The 15,094-nt window shown below is 62.7% G+C and carries 14 protein-coding genes, 1 tRNA gene and 1 pseudogene; 7 read left to right on the forward strand and 9 right to left on the reverse strand.

Annotated elements, in window-relative coordinates; translation table 11 throughout:
• The first annotated feature begins 34 nt into the window (after nt 1-34).
• Together HMPREF1484_RS07770 and HMPREF1484_RS11310 are read left to right on the forward strand one after the other, a co-directional pair.
• The gene (locus HMPREF1484_RS07770) at nt 35-1,354 is read left to right on the forward strand and encodes an ISL3 family transposase (protein ID WP_016664488.1); all 1,320 of its coding nucleotides are present in this window, start codon (nt 35-37) and stop codon (nt 1,352-1,354) included.
• Nucleotides 1,355-1,371: 17 nt separating this feature from the next.
• A pseudogene (locus tag HMPREF1484_RS11310) lies at nt 1,372-2,205 on the forward strand (IS3 family transposase); the annotation flags it as partial.
• Nucleotides 2,206-2,307: 102 nt separating this feature from the next.
• On the opposite strand, the gene HMPREF1484_RS07775 reads toward HMPREF1484_RS11310, so the two are convergent.
• Nucleotides 2,308-2,910 carry a cadmium resistance transporter gene (locus HMPREF1484_RS07775; protein WP_016664490.1) on the reverse strand — a complete coding sequence of 201 codons (603 nt, stop codon included), beginning with the start codon at nt 2,908-2,910 and terminating at the stop codon, nt 2,308-2,310.
• Entirely contained in the window at nt 2,907-3,266 is a 360-nt protein-coding gene (locus HMPREF1484_RS11315; RefSeq protein WP_084813948.1) for a helix-turn-helix transcriptional regulator, read from the reverse strand. The genes HMPREF1484_RS07775 and HMPREF1484_RS11315 overlap by 4 nt, the downstream gene beginning before the upstream one ends.
• 92 nt (nt 3,267-3,358) lie before the next feature.
• Between HMPREF1484_RS11315 and HMPREF1484_RS11695 the strand changes: the two genes are divergently transcribed.
• Nucleotides 3,359-3,685: a hypothetical protein gene (locus HMPREF1484_RS11695; protein WP_016664491.1), complete on the forward strand. Its 327-nt coding sequence runs from the start codon at nt 3,359-3,361 to the stop codon at nt 3,683-3,685.
• Between the two features lie 27 nt (nt 3,686-3,712).
• Nucleotides 3,713-3,904 (forward strand): hypothetical protein, encoded by a 192-nt coding sequence (locus HMPREF1484_RS07785; protein ID WP_016664492.1) that lies wholly within the window; start codon nt 3,713-3,715, stop codon nt 3,902-3,904.
• 906 nt (nt 3,905-4,810) lie between these two features.
• On the opposite strand, the gene HMPREF1484_RS07790 is transcribed toward HMPREF1484_RS07785, so the two are convergent.
• From HMPREF1484_RS07790 to aceE, 6 genes are all read right to left on the reverse strand, one after another.
• A complete protein-coding gene (locus HMPREF1484_RS07790; protein WP_016664494.1) occupies nt 4,811-6,049 on the reverse strand; it encodes a beta-ketoacyl synthase in 1,239 nt (412 codons plus the stop codon).
• A gap of 86 nt (nt 6,050-6,135) precedes the next feature.
• Nucleotides 6,136-6,384 (reverse strand): acyl carrier protein, encoded by a 249-nt coding sequence (locus tag HMPREF1484_RS07795; RefSeq protein ID WP_016664495.1) that lies wholly within the window; start codon nt 6,382-6,384, stop codon nt 6,136-6,138.
• A 188-nt stretch (nt 6,385-6,572) separates the two neighbouring features.
• Nucleotides 6,573-7,574, reverse strand: a complete 1,002-nt coding sequence (locus tag HMPREF1484_RS07800; protein ID WP_016664496.1) for a beta-ketoacyl-ACP synthase III — start codon at nt 7,572-7,574, stop codon at nt 6,573-6,575.
• 5 nt (nt 7,575-7,579) lie between these two features.
• Nucleotides 7,580-8,521, reverse strand: coding sequence for an ACP S-malonyltransferase (locus tag HMPREF1484_RS07805; RefSeq protein WP_016664497.1), 942 nt, complete (start codon nt 8,519-8,521; stop codon nt 7,580-7,582).
• Nucleotides 8,522-8,533: 12 nt separating this feature from the next.
• Nucleotides 8,534-8,926 (reverse strand): GntR family transcriptional regulator, encoded by a 393-nt coding sequence (locus HMPREF1484_RS07810; protein ID WP_016664498.1) that lies wholly within the window; start codon nt 8,924-8,926, stop codon nt 8,534-8,536.
• A gap of 5 nt (nt 8,927-8,931) precedes the next feature.
• Nucleotides 8,932-11,700, reverse strand: a complete 2,769-nt coding sequence (gene aceE, locus HMPREF1484_RS07815; RefSeq protein ID WP_141742359.1) for a pyruvate dehydrogenase (acetyl-transferring), homodimeric type — start codon at nt 11,698-11,700, stop codon at nt 8,932-8,934.
• Nucleotides 11,701-11,929: 229 nt separating this feature from the next.
• Here aceE and HMPREF1484_RS07820 point away from each other — a divergent pair, with 229 nt between their 5' ends.
• Together HMPREF1484_RS07820 and HMPREF1484_RS07825 are read left to right on the forward strand one after the other, a co-directional pair.
• The gene (locus tag HMPREF1484_RS07820) at nt 11,930-12,340 is read left to right on the forward strand and encodes a DUF3052 domain-containing protein (RefSeq protein WP_016664500.1); all 411 of its coding nucleotides are present in this window, start codon (nt 11,930-11,932) and stop codon (nt 12,338-12,340) included.
• 79 nt (nt 12,341-12,419) lie between these two features.
• Nucleotides 12,420-12,493 (forward strand) — tRNA-Val (locus HMPREF1484_RS07825).
• Nucleotides 12,494-13,125: 632 nt separating this feature from the next.
• Here the strand turns inward: HMPREF1484_RS07825 and HMPREF1484_RS07830 are convergent.
• The gene (locus HMPREF1484_RS07830; RefSeq protein ID WP_016664501.1) at nt 13,126-14,205 is read right to left on the reverse strand and encodes a GNAT family N-acetyltransferase; all 1,080 of its coding nucleotides are present in this window, start codon (nt 14,203-14,205) and stop codon (nt 13,126-13,128) included.
• 134 nt (nt 14,206-14,339) lie between these two features.
• Here HMPREF1484_RS07830 and HMPREF1484_RS07835 point away from each other — a divergent pair, with 134 nt between their 5' ends.
• Nucleotides 14,340-14,861 carry a TetR/AcrR family transcriptional regulator gene (locus HMPREF1484_RS07835; RefSeq protein WP_016664502.1) on the forward strand — a complete coding sequence of 174 codons (522 nt, stop codon included), beginning with the start codon at nt 14,340-14,342 and terminating at the stop codon, nt 14,859-14,861.
• Nucleotides 14,862-15,094 lie beyond the last annotated feature (233 nt).

The following is a 15,094-nucleotide window of genomic DNA, read 5'->3' on the forward strand; positions in this document are numbered from 1 at the left end:
CCAAGCTGCCCGATTTGTTCGCGAGGACCTCGACGTGTCTCACGCTACGGGGTGCGCCGACGCGCGCACGACCACCAATCCCTGCGCTCGCTGCGATCTTCTGTTCGGGCTCGATGGCGTTCGAGTCGAGCGGGTTGATCGCGACCCGATCACCATGCGGGTGACGGTCTCGACGCCCTGGCAGCTGGCGTGCTGCCCGGACTGCGGGGTCGTCGCGCTCAGCCGCGGCCGGCGGGTGCGGGTGCTGCGCGACGTGCCGCACGGCGACGTTCGGGTCCAGATCGTCTGGCGGCAACGACGTTGGCGCTGCGGCGAGGTCGAGTGCCCGCGGGGGACGTTCGCCGAGCAGGTCCCGACCCTGGTCGCCGCTCGCGGCGTCCTGACCCGCCGCGCGGTGTGGTGGGCAGTCGGGCAGCTGCGCCGCGAGCACGCCACGATCGCTGGGCTCGCCCGCCGGTTGGGGGTCGGCTGGGCGACGCTGTGGCGCGCGGTCAAGCCCGAGCTCGAATGTCTGGCCGGTGACCCGACCAGATTCGCCGGTGTGACGTCCCTGGGGGGCGATGAGCACATCTGGCACCACGGTGACGTGCGTGAGCGCGGCCCGAAGGAGTTGACCGGGATGGTCGACCTGACCCGTGACCAGGCCGGACGCGTGCACGCCCGGCTCCTGGACTTGGTGCCCGGTCGCTCGAAGAAGGCCTACACCGACTGGCTGCTCGACCGCGGCGTCGACTTCCGCGCGCGGATCGAGGTCGCTGCCCTGGACCCGTTCGGTGGCTACAAGTCCGCGATCGACGCCGAGCTCGCCGACGCCACCGCCGTCCTGGACGCGTTCCACGTCGTCAAGCTCGGCACGCAGGTCGTCGACGAGGTACGCCGCCGAGTCCAGCAGGACACCACCGGGCACCGCGGCCGCAAGGGCGACCCCCTGTTCGGAATCCAGACCATCCTGCGCGCCGGCGCCGAGAACCTCACCGACCGCCAGCTCGCCCGCCTCGAGACCGCGATCTTGGCCGTTCCCGCCCACGAGGAGGTCAACGTCGCCTGGCGCTGCGCCCAAGACCTCCGAGCCGCCTACCGCGCGAAGGACACGACCAAGGGCCCTCGCCGCGCCGAGAAGATCCTGGACGCGTTCCACACCTGCCCGATCCCCGAGGTCGCCCGCCTGGGACGCACCCTGCGCCGCTGGCGGCAGGCGTTCTTGGCCTACTTCGACACCGACCGCGCGAACAACGGCGGCACCGAGGCCGTCAACGGCATCATCGAGCTGCACCGGCGCCTCGCCCGCGGCTACCGCAACCGCGACAACTACCGCCTCCGCATGCTCCTCGTCGCCGGCGGACTGATCACCTGATCCCTACCGGAACGGCGAAGAGCCTCATTACTTCACGCGGCTACCGCAAAGCCTCTGCATGCACTCCCAGCGCAAGGGCCTTAACCGATAGCCTTCTCATCCCAGCGATTCAGCGTGTGCATGCGCAGAATTTCTCGGTTTACGGCATCCGCAAGATGTGGCACGCGATGAACCGTGAAGGTTTTCATATCGGCCGCGACAAGACCGCACGACTGATGAAGCTCGCAGGTGTTTGTGGCCGCAGGCGTGGACGAACCCCTGTGACAACGATTAGCCCGAAGACACCGAATCATCGCCCAGACCTTGTACAGCGAGACTTTCGTGCACAAGCGCCAGGCAGGCTGTGGGTTGCCGACATTACCTATGTTCACACCCTGTCAGGATTCGCCTACACCGCGTTTGTCGTGGATGTCTACAGCCGAAAAATTGTTGGTGTTGCTACACGCTCGACGATGCGTACCGATGCGCTGCCCATGGAGGCTTTGGAGCATGCGTTAACGACTGCAGGACGAATCCATGCAAACCAGCTGATTCACCACAGTGATCGGGGCAGCCAGTACGTGTCACTGACGTACTCCACCGCGCTAGCGGAATCCGGAATCCGTCCGAGTGTGGGAACAGTCGGCGATTCTTATGACAATGCTCTAGTCGAAACAGTCAACGGCCTCTACAAGGCGGAACTGATTCATGCTCAAGGTCCGTGAACGTCGGTCGGAGAAGTCGAATTGGCCACCTTGCGGTGGGTGCATTGGTGGAACACCAAGCGTCTTCACGAAGCATTGGACTACACCACCCCACAGGAAGTAGAAACCGAGTACTATCTCACCCAGCCCATCAACACAGGGCCGTAAAAGAAGCGGAACCAAACCCAGGACGCTTCAATCGGGAGCGTACACGAGACCCTTGTTGATGAGGCTGGCACGGGCGGGGCCTTTTGGAACACTGCCGCTACGTCAGAGCCCGAAGGCTCCGCCGCTGACGAGGATCACGATGCCGAGGCCGATGAGAACGATGGGAAAGAGGATGTCCTCCCAGCGTTCGAGCACTTCCGCGATCGGGGGGCGGGTGGCGACGAACTTTGCCAGGCCCACCAGGACCGCAACGAGCGCGAGGAAGATAACGATGTAGGTGACCACTGCGAGAGCTTCCACGCTAAGGAATACAGGGGTGTAGACACCGATGTTGTCGCCGCCATTGGCAAAAGTGACGCCTGCGACTGTCCAAACGCCGACCTTCTTGCCGGCAACCTTGGCCTCGTCGTCATCGTCGTCATCGTCTCCGCGCCAGGCCTGCCATGCGGCCCAGAGGCCGATGCCCAGCGGGATGAGACCAAAGTATGGAATGACTGCCGGGGGCAGAAATGCTCCGGCGCCGATGGTCACAAGGATCGCGGCGACGAGGATGCCGGCAAATCCGAGGTACTGGCCGGCCAAAATACGGGCGGTGGTGCCGCTCTGGCGTGCCCCTCGCGCGAAGAAGAGGGCGAGCACGATGATGTCGTCGATGTTGGTAGCTGCGAACAGGCCTATCGCCTGCAAGACCGTGGTGAGATTCATGCGCCCACCCCAGCTACGTTGCATTCGGGAAGCGAGCAGGCGGGGTCGATGCACGGGGCGTCTTCGTCTACTGCCAAGGTGGCATCGACCAATGTAGTCAGCGCCTGCGCCAAGTGTGGATCGGCGATCTCGTATCGTGTCCGACGACCCTCGGGCTCGGAGACGACGATCCCACAATCGCGCAAGCATGCCAGGTGGTTGGACACGTTCGAGCGTGTCAGGTCCAGATCTCGGGATAGTTCCGCCGGGTAAGCGGGATGGTCGAGCAGGGCCAAGATGATCCGGGATCGAGTAGGGTCGGCCAGTGCACGACCCAGGCGGTTCATTACGTCGAGGCGCGAAGCAATAGTCAGCAGTCACTGAACTATACAGCGAGCACTGAATTAGTCAAGTTCCGGGTAGCGGTGCAGCTGTGTGTGCTGCTCAAGTGACAGTGGAAGGAGCAGAGATGGCAGAGATTCCGGCAAAGTTGCAAAAACAGCGTCGCCAGTTCGAGATTCAAGTTGCGCACGAGCCTGGCGTAGTTCGGGAGATCGGTTTTCAGGCCCCAAGCAATGATACGAACGGGACAAAACTCGATGGCCTCATCATCTTGAACCGGGAAGGCTCGAACAAACTTATCTACCTCATCCGCAGCCTCGATTCGATTCCCGTTTGCAGCGGGGACACCTCGGGGTTCGACGACGGTTCGCGCCGCCAAGGAGAACCTTGCCGGATGGATTGCCGAGAGGGACAACGAGGGAGACAACACTGGCGACGGTGCATACTTGGTTGAACCACGCTCGTTTCTGATGATCGGCCCATGTGCGATTTGTGCCGCGCCCAAGGCAACCGAATTGGCTCGAAGTTCCGTAGCTTTGAAAGTTTCCGCTCGAACCGCAAGTCACCGGAGGTGCTCACCTTTGACGAGCTTGTCGAGCGTTCACGGTGGAGCGTGGAGCTTGCCGAGAGGCAGGAAGAGGCGGAAGCGGAATTTCCTGACTTCCCGTTCTAAGGAGCGCTTCTGCTCATGTCAAATAATTGACTTCTGTCGTGTAACCGGAGTCGGAACCCGGTGTGACCGGGGTGTAGCCACGAACCCGGTACAACTGGTCGGGGAGTTTACTGAAAGCTCCCACCGGGGGAATAGGGGTTTCGTACGGGATCCATCGGTACTCCTCAAAACTAAAGAAATCTGCTCGCTTAAAGCATTTTGCTGCACGGGGTTATGCGCCCTCGTATTTCGGGCTCGGTCTCGGTCTCGGGTGGGTGGCGTGTGCATGGTTCGGGTTATATGCCCACTCAAGGAAAGCCGGTCATGGACGCTAAGACCCTCACGCCCGCCAAACGCCTTAGCCGCTTCGCTGTTATCGCGGCGGTGATCTTTGCAGCCCTCACACTTGTCATTACTCCGGCGCGGGCGCTTGCCCACGGTGAAGGTGTGCTCCAGATCGGCAACGAAGCGCTCACGGGCGAGGGCATGGTGGCCGTTGGTGAAAGCACGCCGGTGCTTCGAGGGTCAGATGGGTTGGTCGTCTTGGCAGATGGGACGTTTGATTCGTCCACTTCGACGACCTCAAAGTGCTATGGCAACGTGAGCAGTCAAAACAGGTTCGTGCCGGTGATCCGGTGGACATCCAATAACGCGATCGGGAAGTTCCAAACGAAGCCGCCGAGCGGGTTTTTCGAGGACACTCAAAACACGATCGACTCTGCTTTCAACATGGCCTCGATGATCCCCGCGCTCGTTGGTATACCTGCGCAAATGCGATGTATGCGATTTTGGTTGACTCACACACGGGCATATCCGTCGGTCGCGGGTTCAAGCCCCGCCGGGCCTACGCAAAGCCCTCGCATGCAGCACAAACGGGGCCCGACAACCGTTGGACTCCGTTTGTACGTGTGCGACCGAGCGCGTCGATTACGCGCTTGCGAACACGACCGACATGTCGTGGCCGCCGAAGCCGAAGGCGTTGTTGATCGCCGCGATGTCACCACTCGGGAGCTCGCGCGGCTTGCCGTTTGCGACGTCCATCGAGACGCCTTCGTCGAGATTTTCGATGTTGATCGTGGGCGGCGCCACCCGATTGTGGAGGGCGAGAATGGTGAAGATTGATTCAACAGCGCCCGCGCCGCCGAGGAGGTGGCCCGTCATCGACTTCGTCGACGTGACGACGACCTGATCGGTTTCACCCTCAAGAGCGATTGAGATGGACTCGAGTTCGTTGAGGTCGCCGAGCGGGGTCGAGGTGCCGTGCGTGTTGACGTGAACGATGTCGCGTGCGGTAAGGCCAGCGTCGGTGAGGGATTCGCGGATCGCGCGAGCTTGGCCTTCGGTGCTCGGGGCGGAAATGTGGTGGGCGTCGGAAGCCATGCCGCGCCCAGCGAGGTAGGCGTAGATATGCGCACCGCGGGCTTTGGCGTGTTCCTCAGTCTCGATGACCATGATTCCGGCGCCTTCGCCGAGCACGAAGCCGTCGCGATCACGGTCGTACGGGCGAGAGGCGGTCTCGGGCGAATCATTGCGGGTGGAGAGAGCGCGAATGTTCGCGAAGCCCGCGAGGGGAAGCGGATGCACGCAACCTTCGGTGCCGCCAACAATGGCGATATCGGCGCGGCCGCTGCGCACGAAGTCGAGGCCGTGCGCGAGTGCCTCGGCGCCAGATGCACACGCGGAAACGGGCGTGTGCGCGCCTGCCTTCGCTCCGAACTCGATCTCGATGTGAGCGGCGGCGGAGTTCGCCATGAGCATGGGGACCGTGAACGGATTCACGCGGCGCGCACCGCGTTCTTTCACGGTGTCCCACTGGTCGAGGATCGTCCACACGCCACCGATGCCGGTACCGACCACAACGCCAAGGCGCAGAGGATCGACTTCGGGGTTGCCTGCGTCCTTCCAGGCCTCACGTGCGGCAATTATCGCGTACTGGCCGTTGGGGTCGAGCTTTTTAGCTTCTGGCTTCGATAGGTAGTCGAGGGGATCGCCCGCAACCGTGCACGCGAAGTCGACGGCGAGTCCGTAGCGCTCGGCCCAATCGTTCTCGAGTGTGTGGGCGGTCGATTGTCCCGCAAGGGCGGCGTTCCAGGAGCTTTCAATGTCGACTCCAAGCGGGTTGAACGTGCCTAGGCCGGTAACAACTACGCGAGGGCTCTCGCTCATGGGTTCTCCTTGCGGGCGTGATGGAAAAGGGCGAAAAGATTAAAGTGCGCGCCCGCCGCTAACGGGCGAGCGCGCACCGGCAACAATCAGGCCTGAGCGTTCTGGATGAACTTGACGGCGTCGCCAACGGTCACGAGGTTCTTGACCTCTTCGTCGGGGATGCGCACGTCGAACTTCTCCTCAGCGTTCACGACGATGGTCATCATCGAGATCGAGTCGATGTCGAGGTCGTCGGTGAAGGACTTGTCGAGCTGAACGTCAGCGGTCTCAACACCGGTTTCCTCGTTTACGATCTCGGCGAGGCCAGCGAGGATGTCTTCTTCGGTGTGTGCCATGAGGCTCTCCTTTGTGCTTTACGAATTAAATCAGCGGCATAAGCCTACAGGCATAAACCTGAAGGTTCTGGTTCCGACGGTTGCAAGTTTGACGTGTGTCTCGCTCTGCTCGATCGCGGCTCGCCCTGCGCTCGGGCGCATGAGATCGTCCCGCGGGGTAGGTCCGGACCGGGCAAGCGAAGCACACCCTACGGCAAGACGACGATCTGGCACGCGTACGCGAGGCCGGCACCAAAACCAATCTGCACGCACACGTCACCGGACTTCGCCTGGCCCTCGTCGAGGAGACGATGCACGGCGAGCGGAACAGATGCGGCAGAAGTGTTGCCGGTATCAGCGATGTCGCGGCCGATGACGACGCTCTCGGGAAGCTTGAGCTGTTTAGCGAGCTCATCGATGATGCGCATGTTCGCCTGGTGAGGGACGAAAACGTCGATGTCGTCGACGGTGAGCCCCGCTTCATCAAGAGCTTTACGGACAATCTCGGCGGTGTGCCACACGGCCCAGCGGAACACGGTGCGGCCATCCTGCTCGAGAGTCGGAAAACCGAGCTCCGGCTGGTCGCGGTACTCGAGAAGCGAGTGCGTCATGCGGATCGTGTCCCAATGCTCGCCGTCGCTACCCCAGATAGTGGGGCCGATCTTCGGTTCGTCGCTAGCGGCAACGATCGCAGCACCCGCCCCGTCGCCAAGGAGGAACGAGATCGAGCGGTCGGTGGGGGAGATGAGATCTGAGAGCTTCTCTGCGCCCACGATGAGCACGTTCGTTGCGGCGCTCGAGCGCACGAGAGCGTCGGCTTGGCCGACCGCGTAGCAGAAGCCTGCACACGCCGCCGAAATATCGTAGGCGACTGCATCCTCAATCCCGAGCCGGGCCGCGAGAAGAGTTGCCGCAGAAGGCGTTTGATATTCAAACGAAATCGTCGAGACGATGACCGCGTCAATGGCCGAAGCGTCGAGACCCGACTTTTCGATTGCTTCTCGCGAGGCCTCTTCGGCGAGGTCGATGACGTGAATGCCTTCGCTCGCACGCTTGCGGGTCACAATGCCCGTGCGGCGGCGGATCCATTCGTCGGACGAGTCGATAGGGCCTGCGATGTCATCGTTCGTGACAACGAGGTCGCCGCGTGCGGCGCCGTAGGCGAGAATCTGTGAGCCCGCAACGGGCTTCGAGGGGCGAAGAGTGACCACCGAACCTATGCCTCCTTCGGGGTCTGGCCGGCATGCTCGCGCACGAAATCGCGCGCGGCATCGAGCTGATCGGGAGTATTGAGATCGAACCGAGCGATCGACTTTGCGTCCCGCTTGACGAGACCGGTGAGGGTGCCTGCAGGTGCAAGTTCGAGGATGCCGGTGACACCCTCGGCCTCAAACGTGCGCATGCACGCGAGCCAATCGACGGTATGGGCGACTTGCGTGACGAGCGACTCGAGGAACGCCTGACCGTCGTGGACGACGGCGCCATCGGCGTTCGAGACCACGGGAATCTGGGGGGTGCGCACCGAGTAGTCGCTTACTCGAGTGGCGAGCGCTTCTCGCGCGCTTTCCATGAAAGGGGAGTGGAACGCGCCGGCCACCTGCAGCGGGATTACGCGAGCCTTTGCCGGCGGATTTTCCTTGAGGCTCTCGAGCTGCGCGAGCGAGCCGGCTGCGACGACCTGAGCCGCTCCGTTGATGTTTGCGGGAACGGCACCGGCGGCTTCGATCTTCGCGAAAACGTCCTCGCGCAGACCGCCCACGACTGCCGCCATCCCGGTTTCTTCTGCCGCGGCGGCTTCTGCCATGGCCCGCGAACGATCACGGACGAACTCCATCGCGTCCGTCTCCGTGAGGGTCCCGCTCAGACCAGCCGCGGCAACCTCACCGACCGAGTGCCCCGCGTAAAAATCGGGGCGCGGCATGTCGAGCGCGCCGAAAAGTACGCTGTGCACGATCAGGCTCGAGGCAACGAGAAGCGGCTGGGCAATCGCCGTGTCACGTATCGTGTCGGCATCCGACACGGTCCCGTGCTTCACAATGTCGACGCCAGCGGCTTCGCCGAGGGAGCCCGCATATTCCGCGACGCTATCGATGTCCAGCCACGGGGCGAGAAACCCCGGTTTCTGAGCGCCCTGGCCGGGCGATGCAATGACGAGCACGCCACTGTCCTTTCACACTGTCGAACGAGAGGAGGCCGCTTCCGTGCGGAGCGCGGCCTCGAACATCGCGAGGGAGACGTCGGCCCCAACCCCCGATGAAACTGCCAGGCGCGCGGCATGCGCAAGAGCCTCTTGAAGCGAGCGTTCCACCTCGCCCCAGGGTTTTATGCGCGTGCCCCGGCGCCCATCGGTTTCCACAATACCTGCCGCCGCAAGTGACTTAATGGCCTTCGCCGCCGTGTTCGGTGCGACGTGGCAGACTTCCGCGAGTGCACGGACGGAGGGCAACTTCTCACCCGGGGCGAGAGTGCCCTCCGCCGCGGCATTCGCGATTGAATCATGGAGCTGCGCGGCGGCGTTCGGCGCGGACGCGTCGACTCGGAGCCACGGCAGTTCAGCGACCATGATGCTCAGGCGTCCCCGCCTGCGCCACCGGACGAACCGGCGTTGACGTTCAGCAGATCGTACTTGTCGATGGCCTGCTTGACGATCGACCGGTCAATCGTGCCCTGATCCGCGAGCGACTTGAGAGCGCGCACGACGAGCGACTCGCGGTCGATGTGCAGGTAGCGGCGGCCCGCAGCTCGCGTGTCTGAGAATCCCCAGCCTTCGGCGCCAAGAACGGCATAGTCGTTCGGCATCCAGGGGCGGATCATGTCGGGAACGAGGTAGTCGAAGTCCGTGGTCGCCACGAACGGGCCCTCGGCGTCCTTGAGCTTCTCGACCATCCACGGCGTCCTGGGTTCCTCTTCGGGGTGGAGGAAGTTGTGCTTGTCCGCGGCGAGTGCGTCGTTGCGCATCTCGCTCCACGAGGTCACCGACCATACAGCCGAGCGAACGCCCCAGTCCCTGTAGAGAAGATCGCGTGCTTCGCGAGTCCACGGGACTGCAACGCCCGAGGCCATGAGCTGGGCAACGGGGCCGTCGCCCTCTTGAACATCATCGACCTTGTACATGCCCTTGATGATGCCCTCGACATCGACATTCTCGGGCTCAACGGGCTGGTGGATCGGCTCGTTGTACACGGTCAGGTAGTAGAAGACTTCCTGGAGGCGCTCTTCGTTCTCCCCGTACATGCGCTGCAGGCCATCGCGCACGATGTGCCCGATCTCGTAGCCGTAGGCGGGGTCGTAAATAACCGCACCGGGGTTCGTGTACGCGAGCAGCGGGGAGTGGCCATCCATGTGCTGGAGACCTTCACCCGCGAGGGTCGTCTTGCCAGCCGTTGCGCCGATCACGAAGCCCTTGGCCATCTGGTCGCCGGCGGCGTAGAAGAAGTCGCCGGTGCGCTGGAAGCCAAACATCGAGTAGAAGATGTAGAACGGCACGAGAGGCACCTCGTGCGTCGAGTAGGCCGTACCCGCAGCAGTGAAGGCGCTCGTCGAGCTGATCTCGTTAATACCCATGTGCTTGATCTGACCCTGCGAGGATTCCTTGTACGCAAGGAGGAGATCGCGGTCCACCGAAAGGTAATTCTGGCCCTTCGGATTGTAGATCTTCGCGGTCGGGAACATCGCGTCGAGGCCGAACGTGCGGGCCTCATCGGGAATGATCGGAACCCAGTACTTGCCAGTTTCCTTGTCACGCATGAGGTCCTTGAGAAGGCGCACGAGTGCCATCGTCGTGGCGACCTCCTGCTTGCCGGAGCCGCGCTTCGCGACGGCCCAAGTCTTCTCGCCGGGAACCGTGAACGTCGCCTTCTTGTGGCGGTTATCGGGAACAACGCCGCCCAGTTCTGCACGGCGCTCACGCATGTACTGCATTTCCGGCGAGTCTTCGGCCGGCATGTAATACGGCTGGTTGTAGAGATCAGCCTCGAGCTGCCGATCGGTGAACGGAATGTGCAGCGTGTCGCGCAGCTGCTTGAGGTCATCGATCGTGAACTTCTTCATCTGGTGGGTCGCGTTACGGCCCGCGAAGTTTTTGCCGAGCACGTACCCCTTAATGGTGTGCACGAGGATGACGGTCGGCTTGCCGTTCTTCACTGTCGTGGCATGCTTGAACGCCGCGTAGATCTTCTTGGGATCGTGGCCGCCGCGCTTGAGACCCCACCAAATGTCGGCATCGCTCATGTCTTCGACGAGGGCCTTCGTGCGCGGGTCGCGGCCGAAGAAGTTATCGCGGATGAAGCCGCCCGATTCGGCGCGGAACGTTTGGAAGTCGCCGTCGGGGGTCGTGTTCATGAGGTCCACGAGGGCGCCGTCGGTGTCTGCGGCGAAGAGCTTGTCCCAGCCCTCGCCCCACACGACCTTCACGACATTCCAGCCCGCGCCGCGGAACTGGGCTTCGAGCTCCTGAATGATCTTGCCGTTGCCACGCACGGGGCCGTCGAGGCGCTGGAGGTTGCAGTTGACGACGAACGTGAGGTTGTCGAGCTGCTCGTTGGCGGCGATGTGGAGGGCGCCTCGCGACTCGACCTCGTCCATTTCGCCGTCGCCGAGGAATGCCCACACGTGCTGCTCGCTCGTGTCCTTCAGACCACGGTTGTGGAGGTAGCGGTTAATGGAGGCTTGCTCAATTGCGTTGACGGGGCCGATGCCCATCGAAACGGTGGGGAATTGCCAGAACTCCGGCATCGCGCGCGGGTGCGGGTAGCTGGGGATTCCGTGTGGGTTCGACTTTTCCTGGCGGAAACCGTCGAGATCCTTTTCATTCAGGCGCCCCATGAGGAAGGCTCGCGAGTAGATACCGGGGGAGGCGTGGCCCTGGAAGAACACCTGGTCGCCACCGCCGCGGTGTTCGCGACCGCGGAAGAAGTGGTTGAAGCCAACCTCGTAGACGGTGGAAATGGAGGCGTAGCTCGAGAGGTGGCCACCGACGCCGATTTCGGGACGCTGCGCGCGATGCACCTGCATTGCTGCGTTCCAGCGCACGGCCCGTCGGATCGACTTCTCGATGTCGAGATCGCCCGGGTACTCGGGCTCGTCCTTCGCGGCGATGGTGTTGACGTAGTCGGTGTTTTCCACGCTGGGAACGTCAACATTCTTTTCGCGTGCGCGCGTGAGGAGGTTGCCGACGATGTGGGAGGCACGCTCCGCGCCGCTGTTCGCTACGACCGCGTCGAGCGATTCGATCCACTCCCTCGTTTCTTCGGGATCCACGTCGTTCGCGTGGCTGGGAAGACCGATCCCTTGACGCCCGGTGATGTCGTTCGAGTTCACGCTGTTGTTCTCCCTCATGGTGTGAGTGAAAAGGGCTGTGCCTTAAGGCCCGCCATTGTGCCGTCCTAGCGTATAGCGTGCGCCCGAAAGAGAGGTGAGCGCGGGGCGGTTAAAGGTGCCGCGGGTCTCACACTTCGGGCGTGGCTTCACGTCGTGTTTTTGTGAGTGACACCGCCGGAGTCCTTAGGTACAGTTGGAGCGTCCCGAGATCCTCCATCTCATTTCCGACCTCCGAAGGAGTCGCCCCTTGTCACCGGTTGCAGCTTCGAGCGACAACCTTGCCGAAGTTTTTGAGTTCCACGAAGGCCAGCTCGTTCAGGAATTCGGGTATGACGACGATGTAGATCTCGACCTTCGCGATGCCATCGAGGACCTTATCGACGCCGACCTCGAAGATGAGTACTCCCGCGAGATCGTGGACGGTGTCATTATGTGGTGGCGCGATGGTGACGGTGATCTCACCGATGCGCTCGTCGATTGCCTGTCGAGCCTCGTCGCCGGAGGGCCCGTATGGCTGCTCACGCCGAAACCCGGCCGCCCGGGTCACGTGGATCCCGCGGATATCCAGGAAGCGGCGAACACCGCCGGCTTGCGCGGAATGAATGCGGTTTCGCTTGCGCCGGATTGGTCTGGCACGCGGTTGGCCTCGCGGTCGTAGTTTTCGCGGAAGAGTTTTCCGACGCCTTTCCGCTTCCCGTTTTGCCGAATCCAGCCGCTCGTGCGACGATAGTCCGCGCGGGTCTTTAGCTCAGTTGGTTAGAGCGCCACGTTTACACCGTGGATGTCGGGGGTTCGAGTCCCTCAAGACCCACGTAAGATGAGAAAATCGAAACTTGCCCCGCCTGATGGCGGGGCAGTTTTGTTTCTGCGGTGACGTGCACCGGGGCGTCGATGCTGGTGTGGGCAAGGACGGTGGGGTGGTCTGCTCGGGTGTGTAGGTGGCGTTTTCTTCGTCGTGGATGGTGATGCGGGTGAACAGGGCGCGGTTGAGGATGCGTCGTTCGGCTGGGTCGCACTTGTTGTAGAGGTTGTCGAGGAGTTTGGTGAGCCGGTCCAAGCCTGTTCGGGCCGCGGCGTAGGTGTCGGTGACGTTGCCATGCCGGTCTCCTTCCGCGAACCTGTCCACAGGGTCGAAGAACCAACCCGGTGCCCAGCAGTAGGCCAGTCATGACGAGGGGGTACATGTTGATGATCCACAGTGACTCACTTACGCTCGCCGACAACCCGTCCGTCAGAAGAGGCACGACCACGTAGAGAATCGAAGTGTCGACCGTTGCAAGCAGCAAACCGAGAGAGACGGCGGTGAGCACGAACCACCGTGTGCGCTGCGAGGCCGGCGCAGGGGGATCTTGAGTCATCTCAGCCTTGCAATATTCCGATACGTCGTCAGAGCGCGGTAGATTTGGGGACCGTATACAGGGAGCATGAAAGTCAGACTCCTGATCATTGGCGCATGTGCTCGGAGGCAAGTCGCGCGAAGATGAGGGTGTCGGTCCATTCGCCCTTGCTGAACCAGTCCTGGACGTGACGTGCTTCGAGCCGGAGCCCGACACAACGAGCCAGTGCTGCCGAGGCGCTGTTGCGGGCATCCATCTGCGCGGTGATGCGGTGGAGCCGGTAGTGGTCAAACCCGAGGGCGAGTACTGCTCGGACGGCTTCGCTGGCGAAACCTTGCCCACCGTGCGCTGGGTCGAGAACCCACCCGATCTCGCCTTGACGGTGCTCGTGATCGGTGAGCCACAACGCGACGTCTCCGATTGGGACGCCGTCATGCTCGATGACCAGCGCAAGCGCGCCACTCTCGCCATCGATGTCAGTCTTCGCTAGGCGTTCGGTGAGCTTGTCGTGGGTGACTTCCGCGGTCCATGGCTCGTCCAGCAGGTAGCGGGCAACGTCGGGTCGCGAGTACAGCTCGTGAAGCCATTCGGTATCGTCGGCGTTATGCGGACGGAGCCGAAGCCGCTCCGTCGCCAACGGCCACTGGGCGGTGGGCTTGAGATCGCGCCGGTAATGGAAAAGTTCCTCGCGCTGTCCTGCGGGCGTGGTTCCGACGGCTCGCTCGACCTCATGGAACCCTGCGTTCGTCAAGCACCGCTGGGAGGCCTTGTTCTCCAGGAGCGTGCGTGCTGTCAAGGTTCGCAATCCACTGTTGCGTGCGAAGCGCGATGCCAACTCCAGGCCCCGACGAGCGTGCCCTGCTCCCCGCGCATCCGGATGAATCCAGAACCCGACCTCGGCAGCCTCGGAGCTGGCGTCGAAGAGCACCAAGGAGCCCACAAACCGGTCCGTCTCGGCGTCGGCAAGTGCGAGAACTGCCAGCGTGCCGGACGACAGACCCTCAGCAACCTCGTCACGGATCATCCGTCGCACGGACTCGGGGGTGTAGTCGGACTCGGGCAGGTGGCCGAAGCGCCGCACAGCTTCATCCTTGGTGCCGGCTGCATACGCGCCTGCGTCCAGCTCAAAGAGGGGGCGTAGGCGAGTGTTCTCAAAGGTGATCGGGAGGGTGGTGGCATCCAGCATGCGCTAAACCTAACATAGAATGGATAGCTAACGGAAGCGTGTTTGGTTAGGCTGGTGGGGTGAGCTACTGGGAACATCGCAAACCTGTGCGACGCCTCCGCGCAGTAGACCTCGGGGAGGTTGCGAGGGCATCGGTGAGGCTGCTGGACGAAGGCGGGTTGAGGGCCCTCACCCTGCGTTCTGTGGCACAACAGGTGGGTGTTGCTCCAGCCAGCCTGTACTCCCGCGTCGAATCCGTCGACGACCTGTTCGACCTCGCCCTCGACACAGCGCTTGCAGACGATCCCGTGATGTCCGAGTCGATCCGCAACGCCGACCTGTCTGCCCTGATGCACGCCTTCTTCGCGCACCTCACGACCCACCGGTGGGCCGGTCAGGTCATCGGTATGCGCGCTCCCAGGGGCCCGGCGTACCTGGCCCTTTCCGAGCGGATGTGCGTCCTGCTCGAACAAGCGGGTACCCCGGATCCGCTGGGAACTGCCTACCGATTGTCCAACCTGGTGATTGGCGCCTCGCTGACCGCACCCATGGCGCCTGACGAGAAGCGCGTCGCCATTGACCCTGACCAAGCTCCTACCTATGCGCGGCTGCACGCGACGCACCACGTCAGCCCACGCGAGATTCTCTCCGACGGCCTCACGGCACTCCTGTCGTGAGGGGGCCTTTTGATTCGGGGCCGCCCTGCGTCGCTAATGGCCACGGACTGGTCTCCGTGAGAGTGCGCCCCCTTCGCAGTGCGCCGATAGTCGGACGGGCTGATCCCGACATCGTTCGCGATCGCGCGGAGCGCCTCGCTATCGTGATACCGCCGTTCCAGAGAGTCGGCTGCCTCGCTACCGATGCTGCGGTGCGGACTTACCGGTTCTGGCTCACGTTGGGTAGGCCGCCC

The organism is Dermabacter sp. HFH0086 (genome assembly GCF_000413375.1).
Classification (GTDB): domain Bacteria; phylum Actinomycetota; class Actinomycetes; order Actinomycetales; family Dermabacteraceae; genus Dermabacter; species Dermabacter hominis.